This window comes from Legionella sp. PATHC039 (assembly GCF_026191275.1).
GTDB classification, from domain to species: Bacteria; Pseudomonadota; Gammaproteobacteria; order Legionellales; family Legionellaceae; genus Legionella; species Legionella pneumophila.
Map to the genome: position 1 here is coordinate 658608 of NZ_JAPHOP010000001.1, position 16492 is coordinate 675099.

The window sequence follows — 16492 nt, forward strand, 5'->3', positions numbered from 1 at the left end:
CGTGCATCACGTAGAAGATCTAATTAGTATTTTTAATTATTGCTTTGAGAATGACTACAATACCCGTCTGGTTAGAGGGGGAGATGAGCCTATTTATCTTCCTGCAGATGACCAGAGGCCTTATCATGAGCTATTTTTCGCACATGGATTTTTTAGCAGTGCTTTGCATGAATGTGCTCATTGGCTTATTGCTGGAGAAGAAAGAAGAAAACTGGTCGATTTTGGCTATTGGTATGCTCCTGATGGACGCAATGAGGAACAACAAACTCTGTTTCAGAGGGTGGAAGTGAAGCCACAGGCTTTAGAGTGGATTCTTTCTATGGCCGCGGGACATAAATTTAGGATAAGTATTGATAATTTAAATGGGGCTGAAGTAGACACGGAGGCCTTTAAACAGTCAATCTATAAGCAGGTTTTTCATTATTGTACCCAGGGGTTACCACAGCGTGCACTACATTTTCGTAATGCTTTATGTGCTTTTTACCGTCAACCTTCTCCCCTGAGAATTGATGATTTTTCAATCGATGAATTGTAATGCTTCAAGCGCGGTGAAGCACGACTCCAATTGTCCAATCGAGATTTTGTTCTGGCGGAATATAATGGATGGTTTGATTGGGGTTAATGCCATAACCATCAACCATTAATGCGTAGTAATAAGAGGACAAAAGACAATATTGGTAGAGGTACTCATCGTCAGGATACTGGCCATTAAGTATATCCCATTGCTGATGGCAAATTTGGTTGTCCCCTTGTTGCAGCAAACTTTGATTAGTAAGTTCGCTGTTTTCAAAATGAAATAATTGGCTGCTGGCAAGATTGGAAATACCACCAATACTGTACCATTCATTCACGGGATTTAAAGCAAGCAAAGGTTGTATTTGTTGATTTACCTTATGGACACTATTCATTAATGAGGTTACTTCTTCCTTGCATGATGGAGCATTGCCCTGTCCTGACTCCCCATCCGGCAAAGGATAGTCGTTTGCAAAGCAAGAGGGGGAGTTAAGGAATTGATGTGACATTTCTGTTTGGCCTAACCCCAGGAAACTGTGAACATACAGATTGATATTCTGCCCATAGATATTGAGTTCTACCTGGTTATGTTTGCTAATCTCCGCATTTTTAGGCATTGGAAAGACAATTTGAACGGAAGCGCCGCCCATATCCATGACGCCAACTGATTTATTTTGGACTGATTTTAATGTATCAAGTTTATAATTTACAGCAAGCCAGTCAAACAATGCTTCGTCGTTCCCAGTGATGGTTTTTGCCTCGACCAACTGCCATTGCGATTGTTGTCTAAACCAGTACTCCAATTCATCATAGTATTTTTTTTGTTGTGATTGGGGGAGTAGTCGCATACCAGCTGTTGCGTAAAAGTAAACAGGTATATTATGAATTGGTGCATCAGCCAATAGCATTGTCAGGTAGGCCTCAATTGTTACAGAATTAGGCTGTATGTTTGCGAATCCAGGTTTGATTTTTTTATTCCAAATTTCCTCAATATGAATTGGAGTATTGGTGTCATCCATATCATAGGAGTAGATATGTAGCCTGGAACCAGTACTTCCGGCATCAATGACAGCTATACAAGAGTGTTTTTCACAGGGATTAGTGTCAGCAATAGCGTTTGGCGTCAAAATTACTAGGCAAGAAAGAAAAATCAAAACTCGAAACATTAGTTGATATAGAGCCAAAATTGAAGTTTTCGAATGGTACATTGTGTATATTTTGTTGTCAATAGACTGTGTTTAAATAAACTGTACAAAACATTGTGGGATATCAGTTTGTCGAGTGATGAATAGTCGCTATTTTATGGATTAGAAATTAACAATTTGATTTAAATTTAAATTATTGATTTTCAAAATAGAATAAAAGTAGTAAAATAATACTTTTTATTTGTTATATCATACCTCTTATTTCGAGTAACTCAATCATGAACTCCCAAGAACAACGTGGATCCTTTTATGCTATTTTATCCGGATTTCTTTATGGATTTATTGGTTATTTTGGGATTAGTGCTATCCATGGTGATTTATCAGCAAGCAATATGTTGTTTTGGCGATTTTTTATTTCCAGTATTTTTATTTTGATTGTTTTGATTCCTCAATTAAAAAATATCAATGATACCTATAAATCCATGTTTACCGCTTTTTTAAGTGGTGTCCTCTATTATGGTTTATCGACATTACTGTACTTTTATGCTTCCCTCTATATAGGCTCTGGATTATCGATGGTGATATTTTTTACTTATCCAGTGATTATTATGGTGTTCAATTATTTTTTCTATAGCCAAACAATACCAAAGATATACTATTTGGCCATATCTGTTATCCTGATAGGAATGGCGTTGTTAATTGATGTAAATGAAATCGCATTTGATTTATGGGGTATATTTCTGGGCTTAGCTTCAGCTTTTTTTTATGCATGTTATATTGTTTCAAGTAAAAACAATGAAATTTCTCCAAATGTCTCAACCCTGATGGTATGTTTGGGCTGTATGACAACCAGTTTGATTGTAGCTTGCCTCGACCAGACCTTTAAAGTCCCAACATCATTCCCTGTTTGGCTGAATTTATTTGGCATAGGCCTTGTTGCAACGGTTATACCGATTTTGTTAATGCTGCACAGCTTGAAGTTCATCAGTTCGGAAAAGGCATCTATCTTATCCGTTTTAGAACCTGTTTTTGTGGTGATCTTTGGCGTTGTGCTGCTCGGTGAGGAACTCAAGCCTTGGCATGCGTTGGGTGTCGTCTTGGTTTTGGCAGGCGCTTTGATTACCTTGTTTAGTCATAGAATTAATTTAAATCAATGGCTAAGCGCAATATACAAGTCCTGATAATAAAGATGCGGCATTTCTTTTGTGGTTTATTGATGAGTGGCAAGCCAATCTTCAATTCTTTGGTGAACACTCAGATTCAATAGAGCTGGTGCGTGTCCTGCATTTTCTACTTCATAAACTTCAGTTAAAGCATGAGTTTTTTTCATTTGTGTGATTATCTCCGAAGTCAATATATCAGAATTCACACCATGAATAACTAAAACTGGACACTTAATCTGTTTCCAAATTGACCACAGATTAATGTCATAAAAAATTCCTTCCAGTGCTTTATGGGGATGACGAAAAAAATCTGAAATGATTTGTAAAATTGATTTTGATTTTTTTATTGCCGGATCCATTTTGGTGACATAAAGATTAGGGCCTCGTTGTTCTACACTGTTTTTAGTGAAAATGTCCCACTGCTTCTCATTTGTAATTCCAAAATCAGCATAGCTGGCTTTGAAATGTTGCTTGGCTTCCTCCAGGCTTTTAAAATCAGGGTCTTTACCTGCATATTTAGCGATTCTTCTCAACCCATGAATAGGTATTTGAGGCCCTATATCATTGAGAACAAGTTTATTAATTGGGGAGTTGGCCATTGCTGCTAAAATCATGCCAATGATGCCGCCCATTGATGTCCCAATCCAATCTATTTGATGAGCATTTGTTCTTGCCATAAGTACTGTCATATCTTTTACATACTGGGTAAAATTATAATGGCGGGGATTTTTAAACCAGGAACTATCACCACGACCTGCAATATCCGGGCAGAATACATGACGTCCCTTGGAGCTAAGATAATTGGCTAATTCATCGAAATCCCTGGAATTGCGAGTATACCCATGCACACAAATAACTGTAGGTAACTCAGGTTCAAAGATACCCCATTCAGTATAAGCAATATGGTGAAACCCTTCTTCCGAGAGGGCAAGCAAGCTGTTTTTTTTCATATTTCAGACTATTGGCTTTTATAATTGTAAATCAATACCAAATACCAGAATAATTTTGTACACCACAACATCCAGTATTATAGCTGCAACATGAATTGCTGGCACCGCAGCATCCACTTCCACAGCCACTCAATAATACAGCAGCAGAAATAACAACTACGGCCAATATTATTTTTTTCATTGCCTATCCTTGTTTGGTCCATGTATATTAAATATACTATATGAATTTAAAATTATCCAATTGATTGTATTGATTGTGTTTTTTGGTATTTTTGGTTGCTAAATGTCTGGTTTAAGAGAGAAGTCTGTACTGCTTTAACTGGGATAAACTGTTAATTACAGATTTGAGTTTCTACGAGTTGACTTCAATTATTTTGAGCGGAATATTGTTGGATAGGCACTACTGTCTTTTCAAAATTAATATCTACAGTCCTGCAATAGCCAATTAACCTAAAACGCTGATGCATTGCCTATTATTATTTACCAAAGTCACCTTACTGTCTTGATTTAAGGTCATAGAACCACAAGAGATATCTTTTCCAAAAATGGAATCTTTCTTATATCCAAATTGATACTCCTTATTTTTAGGTCCATGTCCAGAATAGGAGCTGCCCAAACCTCCATATTGGTTTCCATTGACTGAGTAACCTATAGCAATGGCATTTTTTTCCTTGGTATTCACTGTAATCTTAATAGTGTCAGAGGCAAAAATGTTGAAACAAATTAGAGATAACAATACAGTACTTAAACATATTCTGGAAAAGCGCGCCATTTTTTATCCTATATATCCATATAATAATGATCTAATAAACTAATTAGAAAACTTTATTTTGTCTACCTATTGAGGGTGAATTTTATTCAAGTTATTTATAAATCAAATCATTGATCATGAGAAATTTGTAACCATTGTAATTTCCACAATTCATAGAGGAAGAGTTGATTAGTCTTATGGCTTAAATAAGGTTTTAACTCTTTTAGAGACAGAAATCGATTATTAGCAACAAGACTGAGTAAGTTTGTTGAAACCCCACGGCTGTTCCATTCTTTCCCATTGACATAAAAATGGCACTGGGATTCTTGGTCAGACATGATATAAGCAAAACGACATGAGGCATCCCTAACTATTTCCTGATAATTAGCTAATTCTTTAATAAATTCGTCCAAACCGAGTAATTCATCTTCTTCTAAAGGAGGGGGTAAATATTGTTCTGCTGATTGATCAAGGCTTGTAGCAAAACAACCGAACCAGGATTGCATAAGGTGATCATTTTCCAGGACTTGCCTTAGCAATTGTCTTGCATTGTCCCATGCATTGGGCGTTATTTCTGATGTATTTTTAAGAGTGGACCAATCCGGATCCTGATAGAGGGATTTGAACAAACCATGTTCAGACAAATGATCACCCAGACTATCCCATAACTCTTGTCCTTGGTAACTTCTATAACCAAAAGAGTAAGTCATGCATTCTTTAGATTGAGCGATGCCATAATGTCCTATATGGGGGGGTAAATAGAGCATGTCGCCTTCTTCCAGGATAAATTGCTCTTCTACCTCAAATTCTTTCATGATTCGTAGTTCAAGACCTTTTATAAAATTGTTGGTGTGGCATTTTTTTGAGGTTAATGACCATAGTCTCCGACCTTTAGCCTGATACAAGAAAACATCATAATTATCGTAATGTGGGCCCACACTTCCATGTAGAGTGGCATAGCTAATCATCACGTCATCAACTCGCCATTGAGGGATAAAATTGAAATGCTCAAGTAACTCATAGACATCAGGAACAATACGGTCTACTCCTTGTACTAATAGAGTCCAGTGAGTTTTAGGCAAGCCTATCAAATCAGATTCCTTAAACGGGCCTCTTTTTAAATTCCACTGCGGGGAATGATTGGGCGTTTCATAGACCAGACGACTTTCTATTTCTTCCTCAAGGGCAAGTCCTGCCAACTCATCTGGTGTGAGTGGATTAGTAAAATCAGGTAAAGCCTGACGAATTATCAATGGTTTTTTTTGCCAATAGTCTTTTAAAAAAGTTTGGACAGTCATTTTTTGAAAGTGAACCATTATTAAAAATCATAGTTTGATAAATGTTATCTATTTAATCACTTTGAGACTCAAGAATGCAACCGATAAATCCCGTCAAATTTAGATTTTTACCTGTTTTAATATTCGTCGCAGCTTTTTAAACAACAAAAGCGTTTGTTTTTTATTTTCTTTAGTTTTGGTAATGCGATGTCGCAAACGCAGTTTTTCATAGTGAGAAAGAAAGGTAGTGATGGTTTCTTCCAGATTGGGAATTTTATTGATTAGTATTTTACACTGTTTATTCAGCGTGGTGGGTGGTTGAGTTGCAATATCGAAGCGACAAAACTCTTTTTGTAAAAGATGGTATTCACGCAATAAGGGGTCTAATGTCCTTTTTTGCCGCCATTGATAACAGGCGCCCAAGAGAATGATAAATAAAACCAGAGACAATATGGCAATTTGCAATAGCGTGGAGGCATTCCAATGCTTTAATCCGATTTGTTCTAATAACTCATACTGAGTATCCTGATTGTAAAATAACAGCCAACGCTCGATAAAAAAACGGGTTGACTCCATATATAATTTGATTTTCTTAATCCAGTTTAAGTTTGATGGATCAATTATTAATTGTTGATTGGTGCGCGCCGCTCGCATGGCAAGAACAGAAGGATCGATACGCGAGGTGGAAATAAATGCAGTGGGATCCAGTTGCTTCCAGCCGAAATCTTTTTGCCAATACTCTACCCAGGCATGTGCATCATATTGTTTTATAGTTAAATATTTTGCCAGTGGATTCCATTCACCTCCTTGATAGCCAACAATAACCCGGGCAGGAATACCAACAGCGCGTAATACAACAGTGACTGCGCTTGCATAATGCTCACAAAATCCTTTTCTGGAATCAAACCAGAAATAATCCATTTGGTCATTTTCATTATCCAGTTTTGGAGGAGTTAGGGTATACCAGAAGGATTCCCTTTTTATGTAATTCTGGATGAATTGAATAAAGGCTTGGGGGGCATAATTTACTTCGGCAAATTGTTTTTTTGCCCAGAACGTAATTCTGGGATTTGAATATTTAGGTAATTGAGTATTAAGTTTCCAATCTTTCTGCGTCAATGAGGAGTGAGGGGAAGAGCTAATTCGCAAAGCATAAGCAAAACGTTGGGCAATTATATCTTTATTATGACTAACCAAACCAAAATTCGGAGAAAATAAGAGTTGAGGGTAAGCCGCATTGGGGTAACCAAGATAAAACAACCACTTTTTTTGGTGGGGCTCCATAATGACCTCATAATCCCCGTCATCATAAGTAGTTAATTCCTTTAATGGAGAGAAGGTTGATGAGTCATGCCAGGCAGGATTCCAGCTTATCCCATTGTATCTACTTAAAGTTAATCCTCGCCAATAGCCATTTAGAATGGCTTTTCTTTTAAATATAATTCGTAAAGCAGTCCTGTCATCATTTAGAAGATTTGCGACCGACCCTGGTTTCATCCATTCGCTAAATCCAGTGTGACTTATCCCAAGGGAAGGTACTTGCCAAAGGGGATTGGCTATGCGGGGGAAAAAGTAGAAAAGAAAGACAGTTAATGGTGTTGCAATCAGTAATAATTTCATACTACGGCCGCTAATTTGTCTTAGTGAGGCTTGAGGAGCAGTTAATTTTAACATCAGAGTGAAATTAGTCAGAATTGCTATTAATAAATAAGGTATGATCCATAGTTCTTGCACCACAATTAATGAGGCAAAGATAAGATAAAAATTGCACAGTATTAGTATTCTTATATCTCTATCATTATGAATTTCAATAGTTTTTAATCCAATAAATGCCAGTAAAAAACCGATAAAAAAACCACTGGAGATAATGCTGCCATATTGAATTTTTAATAGAAAAAGACAGATGATAACCACAATAAAGCGTATCTTGCTGTCAATAAGTGGATAGGCAAAGTAATCGGATATTAACTTGTAACATAGCGTTGTCAAGATGAAGACAGTAAGCCACAAAGGGCATGTTAAAAAATGAGGAAAGTAGCATATCAACATGACCAAAAGAGAGTATCGGGTTGTTATCAGAAAAATATTTTGTTTGGGAAAAAAGTCCATCAATACACCGCCAATTGACGTAAGCAATATCGAAGATATTCTTCCCCATGGGAAAATTTATCTGGATCGTTTCCCAACTCGAGTTTGTAAAACTGGCCTTGTGATTCGGCAGTAACCAACCAATAGCTTAAGTGTTTTAATTTTTCTTCGAGTGCTTCAATAGGTAAATCATTTAATCTAAAAAGCCAATACATTTCTTCAGCGCGGTCCAGCGTTTTCAAGTACCAACCTTGTCCTTTTGCTGCAATTTTCCATGCAATAAGATTAGGTTGAATCCAGGGATTGTCTACCTGCTTTAAGTCATAGTATTCATTATCTCCATGAGAGTCTGTTTTCCTTTTATTCTGATGATAGAAGGGTATGGGCCAAAAGCCAGGATTGGCGGGTTGAGGATAGACATAATAATTGCTATCAAAATTGGCATATCCCCATACCTGAAACAAGCCAAAAGGAAAAAAACTGGAAATGGTGATTTTGGGCAGGGTATAACATCCTCTTCGAGTTGTTGCCAGAGGTAAAATAAATCGCAAACCTTGCGGAGGAATTTTTTCTAATCGAGTGACTGATTGATTATTAAGGCGAAAATCTAGTCCAAAACGCATTCTATTATTTGATTGAATCAATAAGCTAACTTGGGCTGGCGTTCCTTCATAGGTATCCTCAACCGATACCAATTTAATAGATAATCCTTTAAGATTGGCATGAGCTTCCCAAGCACTTATAAAACCTACAATTGCTAAAATGAAACTCATTAAAAAAACAGTGCTAACTTGGTAGTTGATTGCTCCAGAAAACAGGGACAGTACAACCACACTATAGGCCCATCCAAATCCAGAGGGCATAATATAAATATTTTGTGAACCAAGAATTTGGGGATTGGTTTTAGAGATTCGTTTGGCAATCCATTCTTCCCAATAAGCCATAACTTTTATTTTGATTTGCCTTATCACACGGGAACCTCAATTTCACTCATTAATAATTCGGCGGCAGAGAGTTGAGTTTGCGATTTTTTTATGATTAAGCGGTGATTCACAACAGCTGGGATGACTGCCTGAATATCATCAGGTCGAACAAAATCTCTATCATCAGTTCTGGCAAAGGCTTGAGCGGCGTGCACTAATCCCATTCCTGCTCTTGGGCTTAATCCATGATTAAACCATCCCTGGTTTCTACTGGCGTCCAGTAGAGATTGAACATAATCAAGAACCAATTCAGAGACTAGAACTTTTTGACTCTCTCTTTGTAAAATTTGTAATTGCTGTGGATTAATAATAGGGCTTAGCTCCTTTAATTGAGCATTCAAGTTTGATGATTTTAAAAGCATACGTTCCGCATCTGGCGGTGGGTAGCCAATGACCAGGCGCATCAGAAATCGATCCAATTGCGATTCAGGCAAAGGATAAGTTCCAGTATGGCAAGACGGATTTTGAGTAGCAATAACAAAAAATGGTTGGGGGAGAGCTTCTGTGCCTATATCAGTAGTGACTTGCCTCTCTTCCATTGCCTCTAATAAGGCGCTTTGAGTCTTAGGTGTGGCTCTGTTTATTTCGTCAGCGAGAATGAATTGAGAGAATATAGGACCCTTATGAAATTGAAAGACATTGCGTTGATGATCATAAATAGATACTCCCAAAAGATCACTGGGCAAAAGGTCACTGGTAAATTGTATTCGCCTATATTGCATACCAGTCAGTTGAGCCAACGCATGGCTAAATGTTGTTTTCCCCATACCTGGGTTGTCTTCAAGAAGCAGGTGCCCATTGGCTAATAAACAGGTAATACCCAATCTGATGACTTCTTCTTTTCCTAAAAGAACATCACTTAATGCCTGTTGTAATTGTTTTATCATAATGAAAGCCATTTCAAGATGATTATATGCAAGTATAGACCTTTATGATTTGATTATGGATTATTATTTTGCAGAATACGTTCTAATTCTCCTTTTGCCTGACGTGAGAAATTGATGAGACTGGCTTCTTCCTCAAAAAAATCAAAAGATTTAATTAATGTTTCTTCATCATGTTTTTGGAAAGCATTGGCTTTTTTCTCAATTTCTTCAGGTTTATAACCAAGAAATTTCAAAATTTCCTTGGTCATGGTTAACGAAGAATCAAATAATTCTCTTTTGAAATAATGAACTCCTGCTTTATGTAACTCATAGGCATGTCGTCTATTTCTTGCTCGGGCAAAAATTTTCAATTGAGGAAATTCTTCTTTAGCTAATTTCACAATTTCCAAATTGGTGTCGGGATTCCCGACTGTGACTATGAGCAACTGAGCATGGGCTGCTCCAGCGCTTTTTAGCAGGTCCAGACGATTCGCATCACCAAAATATCCGGTGTAGCCAAATTTTCTTAATAATTCGACTTGCTCCGGATTTTTTTCCAAAACGGTTACCTTGATGTTTTCACCACTAAGAAATCGACCAATTATCTGACCAAATCGACCGTAACCAGCGATAATAATATTATTTTTTTCATGAATAGAGTCGTATTCACGTTCTGGTAATTTGCTTATTAATTTCGGCATCATAAAACGATGGTACAAAAGCATTAAAAAGGGTGTAGCTAACATGGACAGAGCGACTACTAGAGTGAAAAAACCGCTTATTTCCGGGCTGATTACTTTTAATGTGCTGGAGTATTGAAAAAGAACGAAGGCAAATTCCCCACCTTGCGATAAACCAAGGGCGAATCCGAGCGCCTGTATTTTAGTGAGTTGAAATATCTTGCCGAGTGTAAAGAGAATCAATGCTTTAATGGTAATCAAACCGAGTACAATAGGGATGATTACAGCCATTTGACTGAAGAGTAGATTGAAGTTGATACCCATTCCGACTGAGATGAAAAATAATCCAAGAAGCAGTCCTTTGAAAGGTTGAATATCAGCTTCTACAGTCCGTTTATATTGAGAGTTAGCTAAAACCATACCTGCGATAAAGGCTCCCAAAGCCGGAGACACCCCAATTGTTTCCATTAACAAGGTAATTCCAACGACCAGGGATAAGGAGAATGCTGTAAATACTTCACGGATATTGGTTTTTGCAATGACTAGGAACAAGTATCTGGACAAGTAGTGTCCCGCCAAAACAATGCTACCGATAATGCCGGCAACGACAATAGCGTGAAGCCACTTGGGTAATTGAGCAATAGAGGCAGCCGTATGAGGGTTAATAGCCACATTAATTCCATGATGATTACCCAATAAAGGCAAAATCACCAAGATTGGTATGACCGCAATATCCTGGAATAAGAGAACAGCAAAAGAAGTTTCACCCTCCGCGGTTTTCAAAAGATTTTTCTCCTGGAGCATTTGCAAGACTAAAGCGGTTGAAGATAGGGCAAGTGCCATACTGACCGCTACACTGGCTCGCAAATTGTATCCCATCATAACAGCTGCTGAAGACAGAGCGACTGTTGTTAACAACACTTGCAAGCCACCTAAGCCAACTATTAATTTTCTCAGCTTCCAAAGCATGATTGGTTCTAATTCCAAACCAATCAAGAATAACATCATGACTACTCCAAATTCTGCAAAATGCATAATTTGTTCGGCATTGCCTATTAGCTTAAGTCCAAAAGGTCCGATGAGCATCCCCACGGTAAGATAACCAATGACAGAACCAAGTCTAAATCGGCTTGCCAGTGGAACCATGATGCTTGCAGCAGCAAGGAAAATGAAAACATTGAGGAGTAAGTGACCGTTCATCTGCTACCTTGAGTTTAATTCATTTATCATGACAGTTTTTAAATTTTTTACCGCTTCCACAGGGGCATGGGCTATTGCGGCCTATCTTTTGCTTATCTTGTTTATTTTGTAACTGTTTAGCTTCCCCATCCACATAAAACCAAACGGAATTATCCTTTTGAAACTCACTTAATTCATGAATATTTTTCAACTGATTTCCAACAAGAAAGGTTGCTATAAATTCAACAAATCCTTTATCCGGCCTCTCCATGTAGCTTTTAATGATTTTCAAACCCAGCCAGGAGACATTTTGAGCCCACTGCTTTGCTTCTGATTCGTTGAAAGCAAGTAGTGGTTTGCCTTTCATGGTCTGTTTAATATAATCGATCTTTGCAAGAGAATATGCAGTGTATCTCGAACGCATTAATTGTTCTGGTGTTTCAGGAGCTTTCTTGCTTTCCAGATAAATCCCGCAACATTGCTCATATTTATTTTGTGAACCACAGGGGCAAAGAGTCATTTAGTTACCTGTAAAAACTGGTTTATGGGTAAATTTACAATCCATTATATTAACTAATCCTGGATTATATTCTATATGGCATTCCATTATTTCTAAACAGTTTTATTGCATTGGATTTTTTTTATAAAAACAGAGACAAAGTGTGATTCATTATTAATCCACACAGCGATTTTAAAATGGGTAATAAAAAAATGACCAAGTGCTATCGGAGTAAATTAGGTTATAAGTGATTGGTTGTGTTTCATTTAACAATGAACCTGAATCTTATTGAAAAGGATTGCCTCGGCTCTCATATTCTTGCAGTTTATAGTTTCCCGGTATTCTATCCACCAGAGTTTGGCTTGCCTTATCTAAGGTATCGTAGATAACTCCCTGGATAATTTCCTTTACAGGCACTGATTTGCATTTTTCCAATTCTGAAATCTGTATAGTCAATTTTTCGATTTCTCTTTCGCCAAATAGAGAATGAATTGGAGTATTTTTTCTTATCTTAAACAGGCGTTGAATTTCGTGCTCAATTTTATCTAATTCCTCTTTATAAGCATCATACATTGCTTTTTCCATGCAATTGATGATTGATTCTATTGGTTCTGAATAATGAGTGACCAGGGCAACAAAAATTTTTGATAAGGACTCAATTTCTTCATAATAGGGTGTGTGATTCCCTCGTTTCAGAAGATTCATTGCATTGATGCTGTACCCAGGTAATAAAGCGAAACACTCTTCTCTGGAAATAAGTGGTATTTTTCGAGTAAATTTCTTAGGCATAGTGAACATCCTTTTCATCAGGTCTACATTGTAAGTATAGCACCCAGATGATTTGTTTTGATCAATATGCCCATACATTTGCCATATTCTGGCTAATTACAAACAATCATACTTTATATTTAATATAATAGTTCTTGGTTAACTGGCACATACCTATAGAGCCGGAAACAGCAAGCATGATAGGGATAAGAAAGATAAAATTAATCCGGGTGAATTCGAAAATTAAGATAATGGCAGTTAAAGGCATTTTTTGTGCCGCAGCAAGAAAAGCCGTGGCACCAATAAGCGCGAAGGCATGGATGGGAGCGGGTGGTAAATACAAATTCCAAATTCCACCAAGAATAGCTCCTAATAAGGCGCCGTTAGCCAGTGAGGGTGTTAGCAAGCCCCCTTGAGCTCCTACACGCAAGCTTGACCATACGAATACATTCCTCAACATAAATAATATAATACTTAAACCTATTCCTACTGATTGATCAAACTCCATTTCTGCCGGACTTTTGCCGTTACCTAGTAAAGAAGGAAAATAAATTGCGAATAAGCCAATGATTAAAAAATTAATTAAACAAGCCAATATCATTTGCCAGTTATGCATTGCTTTGCTGCGTTGTATTGTAGCAATTTGAATAAACCAAAAAGCAAAAAAGCCTAACACCGGGCTGGCAAGAATTGACCAAATAATTAAAGGCGCACTTAATGAAAATTCAGGGAGTTGATAAATCGATTCATTTCCCAAACCCCACCAAGACACCAGAACTGCTATAGCAGAAGAAGATAATGCTGGAAGCAAGACAGTCCAGTTGGAAGTGCATAACAACACTTCCAAAACAAAAACAGCACCGCCTAAAGGCACATTATAAACTGCAGCAAGCCCCGCGCCTGCTCCACATGCCAACATGATCTTGCTTTCCTCAGGAGTTAATCCTGCTTTGCTAGATAGCCAGTAAGCAAAGACAGAGCTTACCTCACGAGGAGCCACCTCTCGTCCCAGAGGTGAACCCAATGCAATTGTTATGATTTGTAAAAAAGCATGAATGAATGTACTGAGAGCTGGCATGGGTTTACCCGATTTTATTGCCGACGCAATACTGACTAATGGTTTACCAAAGCGATAAAGTGCCCACCATCCCATGCCTGCAATTAAGCCACAAAGGAATAGTATGCTTATTCTCCGCTCAGATGAAGAGGCTCTAACTCCCTCCAGAAAAGTTTCATTACTGATGATGTGAAGGGGGCTGTAACCATAGGCAATATGTTGAAGATAATGCAATAACATAGCCAGGCACATGCCTAGAAAACCTGAACCGATTCCCACCAGAACAGTAACCAGAGCAAGACTTACTTTGGAACTTTTAAATAGTTGGTTCTCGGTTGTAGTTAACTCCATTCCCTGGATTCCTTTAAGGTAACTTCTCATCAATTTGCTTATAGGGGTAAGAATTTTATTATTTGTGTATGTAGATTTTTTTGCAAGTGAAACAGATTAATAAATGTAGCCGTAATAACAAAATTTAAAAAAATATCCATTGTCTGTTTGCGATCTTGACAGCACATTGCCTAAAAAGTTAACATTAAACATTCTTTTAATTTCCAGTTTTTTATGAATATAAGACGACAATTAATAAGCAGAAAGTCTTGTTCCCAAAGCTGTAACAGACAGCCTGTTAGATTGTTGCCTATTATTTTAAACTCTCTCATCTCAATTGTCGTCGTGGTGGTGGTCAGCTTTACCCTTTCTTCTGCTCTGAGACGGCTTCTCTCCTGACTTATCTGCCCCGCCTCAGGGCGATAACAGCAGCAGATAAGACCTGGCGGTTTTTGAAATTTTATCTCTAACCTGAAGCAAATAAGTTAGGAGTTATTGTGAACATATTGTCATTCAAGCATCCATTGCTGGCTAAAACTTATCTTTGGATTATATGGACCATCGCGGCATGTTTTTTCTTTTATAAATATTTGATTCAGGTTTCTCCCAGTGTTATGACAGCTGACTTGATGAAGGCATTTCAGGTTAATGCGGCTGGTCTTGGGAATTTGTCAGCTTTTTATTTTTATTCCTATTTATTTATGCAGATTCCTGTGGGCCTTATGTTAGACAGGTACAGTCCAAGACTGCTGACAACTCTTGCTATTTTTGTCTGCAGTATCAGTACTTATATTTTTTCTCAAACCAATACTCTATGGTTAGCTTGCTTAAGTCGAGCATTGATGGGGGCGGGAGCTGCTTTTGCTGCTGTGTCTTGTTTTAAGTTAGCCGCTGTCTGGTTTTCTCCAAAACGATTTGCTTTAGTATCAGGTATGTTTATGACAGCAGCTATGCTGGGTGCTGTGGGAGGACAGATGCCTTTGGCATTCTTGGTCCAACATGAAGGTTGGCGCAAAGCGCTTGAATTAGTTAGTGTGATGGGAATTATCCTGGGGGTTGTGTATTTTCTCGTTTTAAGAGATAAGCCTGCACAAACGCAGCCCACGAAAAATAGCAAGGAACCTGTTGTTCAATTGTTAAGACGTATTATCGTTAATAAGCAGGCCTGGGCTTTGTCTTTATATAGCGGATTAGCATTTGCTCCTGTTTCGGTTTTTGGTGGATTGTGGGGAGTTCCTTTTTTGGAAAAGGCCTATCTCTTATCTCGTACTGATGCAGCCCTTGCGATTTCATTTATTTTTGTCGGTTTTGCGGCAGGCGCACCATTTTGGGGATGGTTTTCTGATTTTATCAGAAGGAGAAAGCCTGTTTTGTTTACAGGAACGTGTTCTGCTCTATTGTGTTTATTGGTAGTTATTTATAGCTCAAACCAAAATTTGCTTACTTTAATTATTCTTTTATTTCTCTTTGGTTTTGGAGCGAGTGGATTTTTTACCAGCTTTGCAATGATCAGGGAATTATTTCCTTTGGTACTTGTGGCCACAGTACTTGGTATTATGAATACGTTTAATTCGGTGTTTGAGGCTTTGTTTGAGCCACTGGTTGGTGCTTTGCTGGATTGGACATGGGAGGGGACCATGGTGGATGGTATTCATCAATTTACTATACACGGGTACTATTTTTCTCTTTTATTGTTGCCTCTGTCTTTAATTTTAGCCTTATTGACCTTGTTATTGATTGATGAAACATATTGCCGAACAAAGGAGGAGGTAGAGTAAACCTCCTCGTTATTGATTGCAGGTTATTTTTTGAGGGAGGAAACCATATGGGCCTTTTGCGTTTTGATTAAAAATCACAGTACATCCTTTTGTTTTTTGAGACAATTGTTGTGTCAGTTCAATTCCTGTTTGATTGTAATGACACACAATGTAAATGGTATCATGAGAAGAAAACTTCCATTCGGCTTTTTTCTTATTGATGCGGTTTGGTTTTAAGCTGGCTTGACCTTTGGGGTGGCCGGAATAAAAGGAAACATTACCCAGATAATTGTTTTTAATCCCGCTCAGGGTTTCCCATCCATCCGGAGATGTCTGTATACGTTCAAGCGTATTGATTTCTTTAGGGCATTGAGGGATATAGGTTTTTGCTTGTAAAAAAGCAGAAAATCCCATTAATGCCAAGCCAATTATCCTGTTCCAATTGCACAAGGAAGACCCCTTATTGAGTAAACAGGTATCATATCA

At 37.8% G+C, this 16492-nt stretch carries 16 protein-coding genes; 3 read left to right on the forward strand and 13 right to left on the reverse strand.

Annotated features, from left to right (window positions below):
• Position 1: 1 nt before the first annotated feature.
• Positions 2-535, forward strand: a complete 534-nt coding sequence (locus tag OQI99_RS03005) for an elongation factor P hydroxylase (protein ID WP_061512476.1) — start codon at positions 2-4, stop codon at positions 533-535.
• A 4-nt stretch (positions 536-539) separates the two neighbouring features.
• Here the strand turns inward: OQI99_RS03005 and OQI99_RS03010 are convergent, their stop codons facing one another.
• A complete protein-coding gene (locus OQI99_RS03010) occupies positions 540-1679 on the reverse strand; it encodes a multidrug DMT transporter permease (protein ID WP_061512477.1) in 1140 nt (379 codons plus the stop codon).
• Positions 1680-1936: 257 nt separating this feature from the next.
• Here OQI99_RS03010 and OQI99_RS03015 point away from each other — a divergent pair, with 257 nt between their 5' ends.
• Positions 1937-2839, forward strand: a complete 903-nt coding sequence (locus OQI99_RS03015) for a DMT family transporter (RefSeq protein ID WP_061512478.1) — start codon at positions 1937-1939, stop codon at positions 2837-2839.
• Positions 2840-2868: 29 nt separating this feature from the next.
• Here OQI99_RS03015 and OQI99_RS03020 read toward each other — a convergent pair whose 3' ends face one another.
• The 11 genes from OQI99_RS03020 to OQI99_RS03070 form a co-directional block, all read right to left on the reverse strand.
• Positions 2869-3771: an alpha/beta fold hydrolase gene (locus tag OQI99_RS03020; protein ID WP_061512479.1), complete on the reverse strand. Its 903-nt coding sequence runs from the start codon at positions 3769-3771 to the stop codon at positions 2869-2871.
• A 31-nt stretch (positions 3772-3802) separates the two neighbouring features.
• Entirely contained in the window at positions 3803-3952 is a 150-nt protein-coding gene (locus OQI99_RS03025) for a hypothetical protein (protein ID WP_015444387.1), read from the reverse strand.
• A 264-nt stretch (positions 3953-4216) separates the two neighbouring features.
• On the reverse strand, positions 4217-4543 hold the full coding sequence (locus OQI99_RS03030; RefSeq protein WP_061512480.1) for a hypothetical protein: 327 nt from the start codon (positions 4541-4543) through the stop codon (positions 4217-4219).
• 107 nt (positions 4544-4650) lie between these two features.
• On the reverse strand, positions 4651-5838 hold the full coding sequence (locus OQI99_RS03035) for a JmjC domain-containing protein (RefSeq protein ID WP_061512481.1): 1188 nt from the start codon (positions 5836-5838) through the stop codon (positions 4651-4653).
• A gap of 81 nt (positions 5839-5919) precedes the next feature.
• On the reverse strand, positions 5920-7908 hold the full coding sequence (locus OQI99_RS03040; RefSeq protein WP_061512482.1) for a transglutaminaseTgpA domain-containing protein: 1989 nt from the start codon (positions 7906-7908) through the stop codon (positions 5920-5922).
• Positions 7908-8858 (reverse strand): hypothetical protein, encoded by a 951-nt coding sequence (locus OQI99_RS03045; protein ID WP_061512483.1) that lies wholly within the window; start codon positions 8856-8858, stop codon positions 7908-7910. The genes OQI99_RS03040 and OQI99_RS03045 overlap by 1 nt, the downstream gene beginning before the upstream one ends.
• Positions 8855-9757: an AAA family ATPase gene (locus tag OQI99_RS03050; protein ID WP_061512484.1), complete on the reverse strand. Its 903-nt coding sequence runs from the start codon at positions 9755-9757 to the stop codon at positions 8855-8857. The genes OQI99_RS03045 and OQI99_RS03050 overlap by 4 nt, the downstream gene beginning before the upstream one ends.
• Before the next feature lie 53 nt (positions 9758-9810).
• Positions 9811-11616 (reverse strand): monovalent cation:proton antiporter-2 (CPA2) family protein, encoded by a 1806-nt coding sequence (locus tag OQI99_RS03055; protein WP_061512485.1) that lies wholly within the window; start codon positions 11614-11616, stop codon positions 9811-9813.
• A 19-nt stretch (positions 11617-11635) separates the two neighbouring features.
• Positions 11636-12115, reverse strand: coding sequence for a YchJ family protein (locus OQI99_RS03060; RefSeq protein WP_061512486.1), 480 nt, complete (start codon positions 12113-12115; stop codon positions 11636-11638).
• A 264-nt stretch (positions 12116-12379) separates the two neighbouring features.
• Complete coding sequence (locus tag OQI99_RS03065; RefSeq protein WP_014844204.1) at positions 12380-12883, reverse strand: hypothetical protein; 504 nt, start codon at positions 12881-12883, stop codon at positions 12380-12382.
• Positions 12884-12989: 106 nt separating this feature from the next.
• On the reverse strand, positions 12990-14270 hold the full coding sequence (locus tag OQI99_RS03070; protein ID WP_061512487.1) for a chloride channel protein: 1281 nt from the start codon (positions 14268-14270) through the stop codon (positions 12990-12992).
• Positions 14271-14746: 476 nt separating this feature from the next.
• On the opposite strand from OQI99_RS03070, the gene OQI99_RS03075 reads away from it, so the two are divergent.
• Entirely contained in the window at positions 14747-16027 is a 1281-nt protein-coding gene (locus tag OQI99_RS03075) for an MFS transporter (RefSeq protein WP_061512488.1), read from the forward strand.
• Positions 16028-16036: 9 nt separating this feature from the next.
• On the opposite strand, the gene OQI99_RS03080 is transcribed toward OQI99_RS03075, so the two are convergent.
• Positions 16037-16456, reverse strand: coding sequence for an STY0301 family protein (locus OQI99_RS03080; RefSeq protein WP_061512489.1), 420 nt, complete (start codon positions 16454-16456; stop codon positions 16037-16039).
• Positions 16457-16492: the final 36 nt, after the last annotated feature.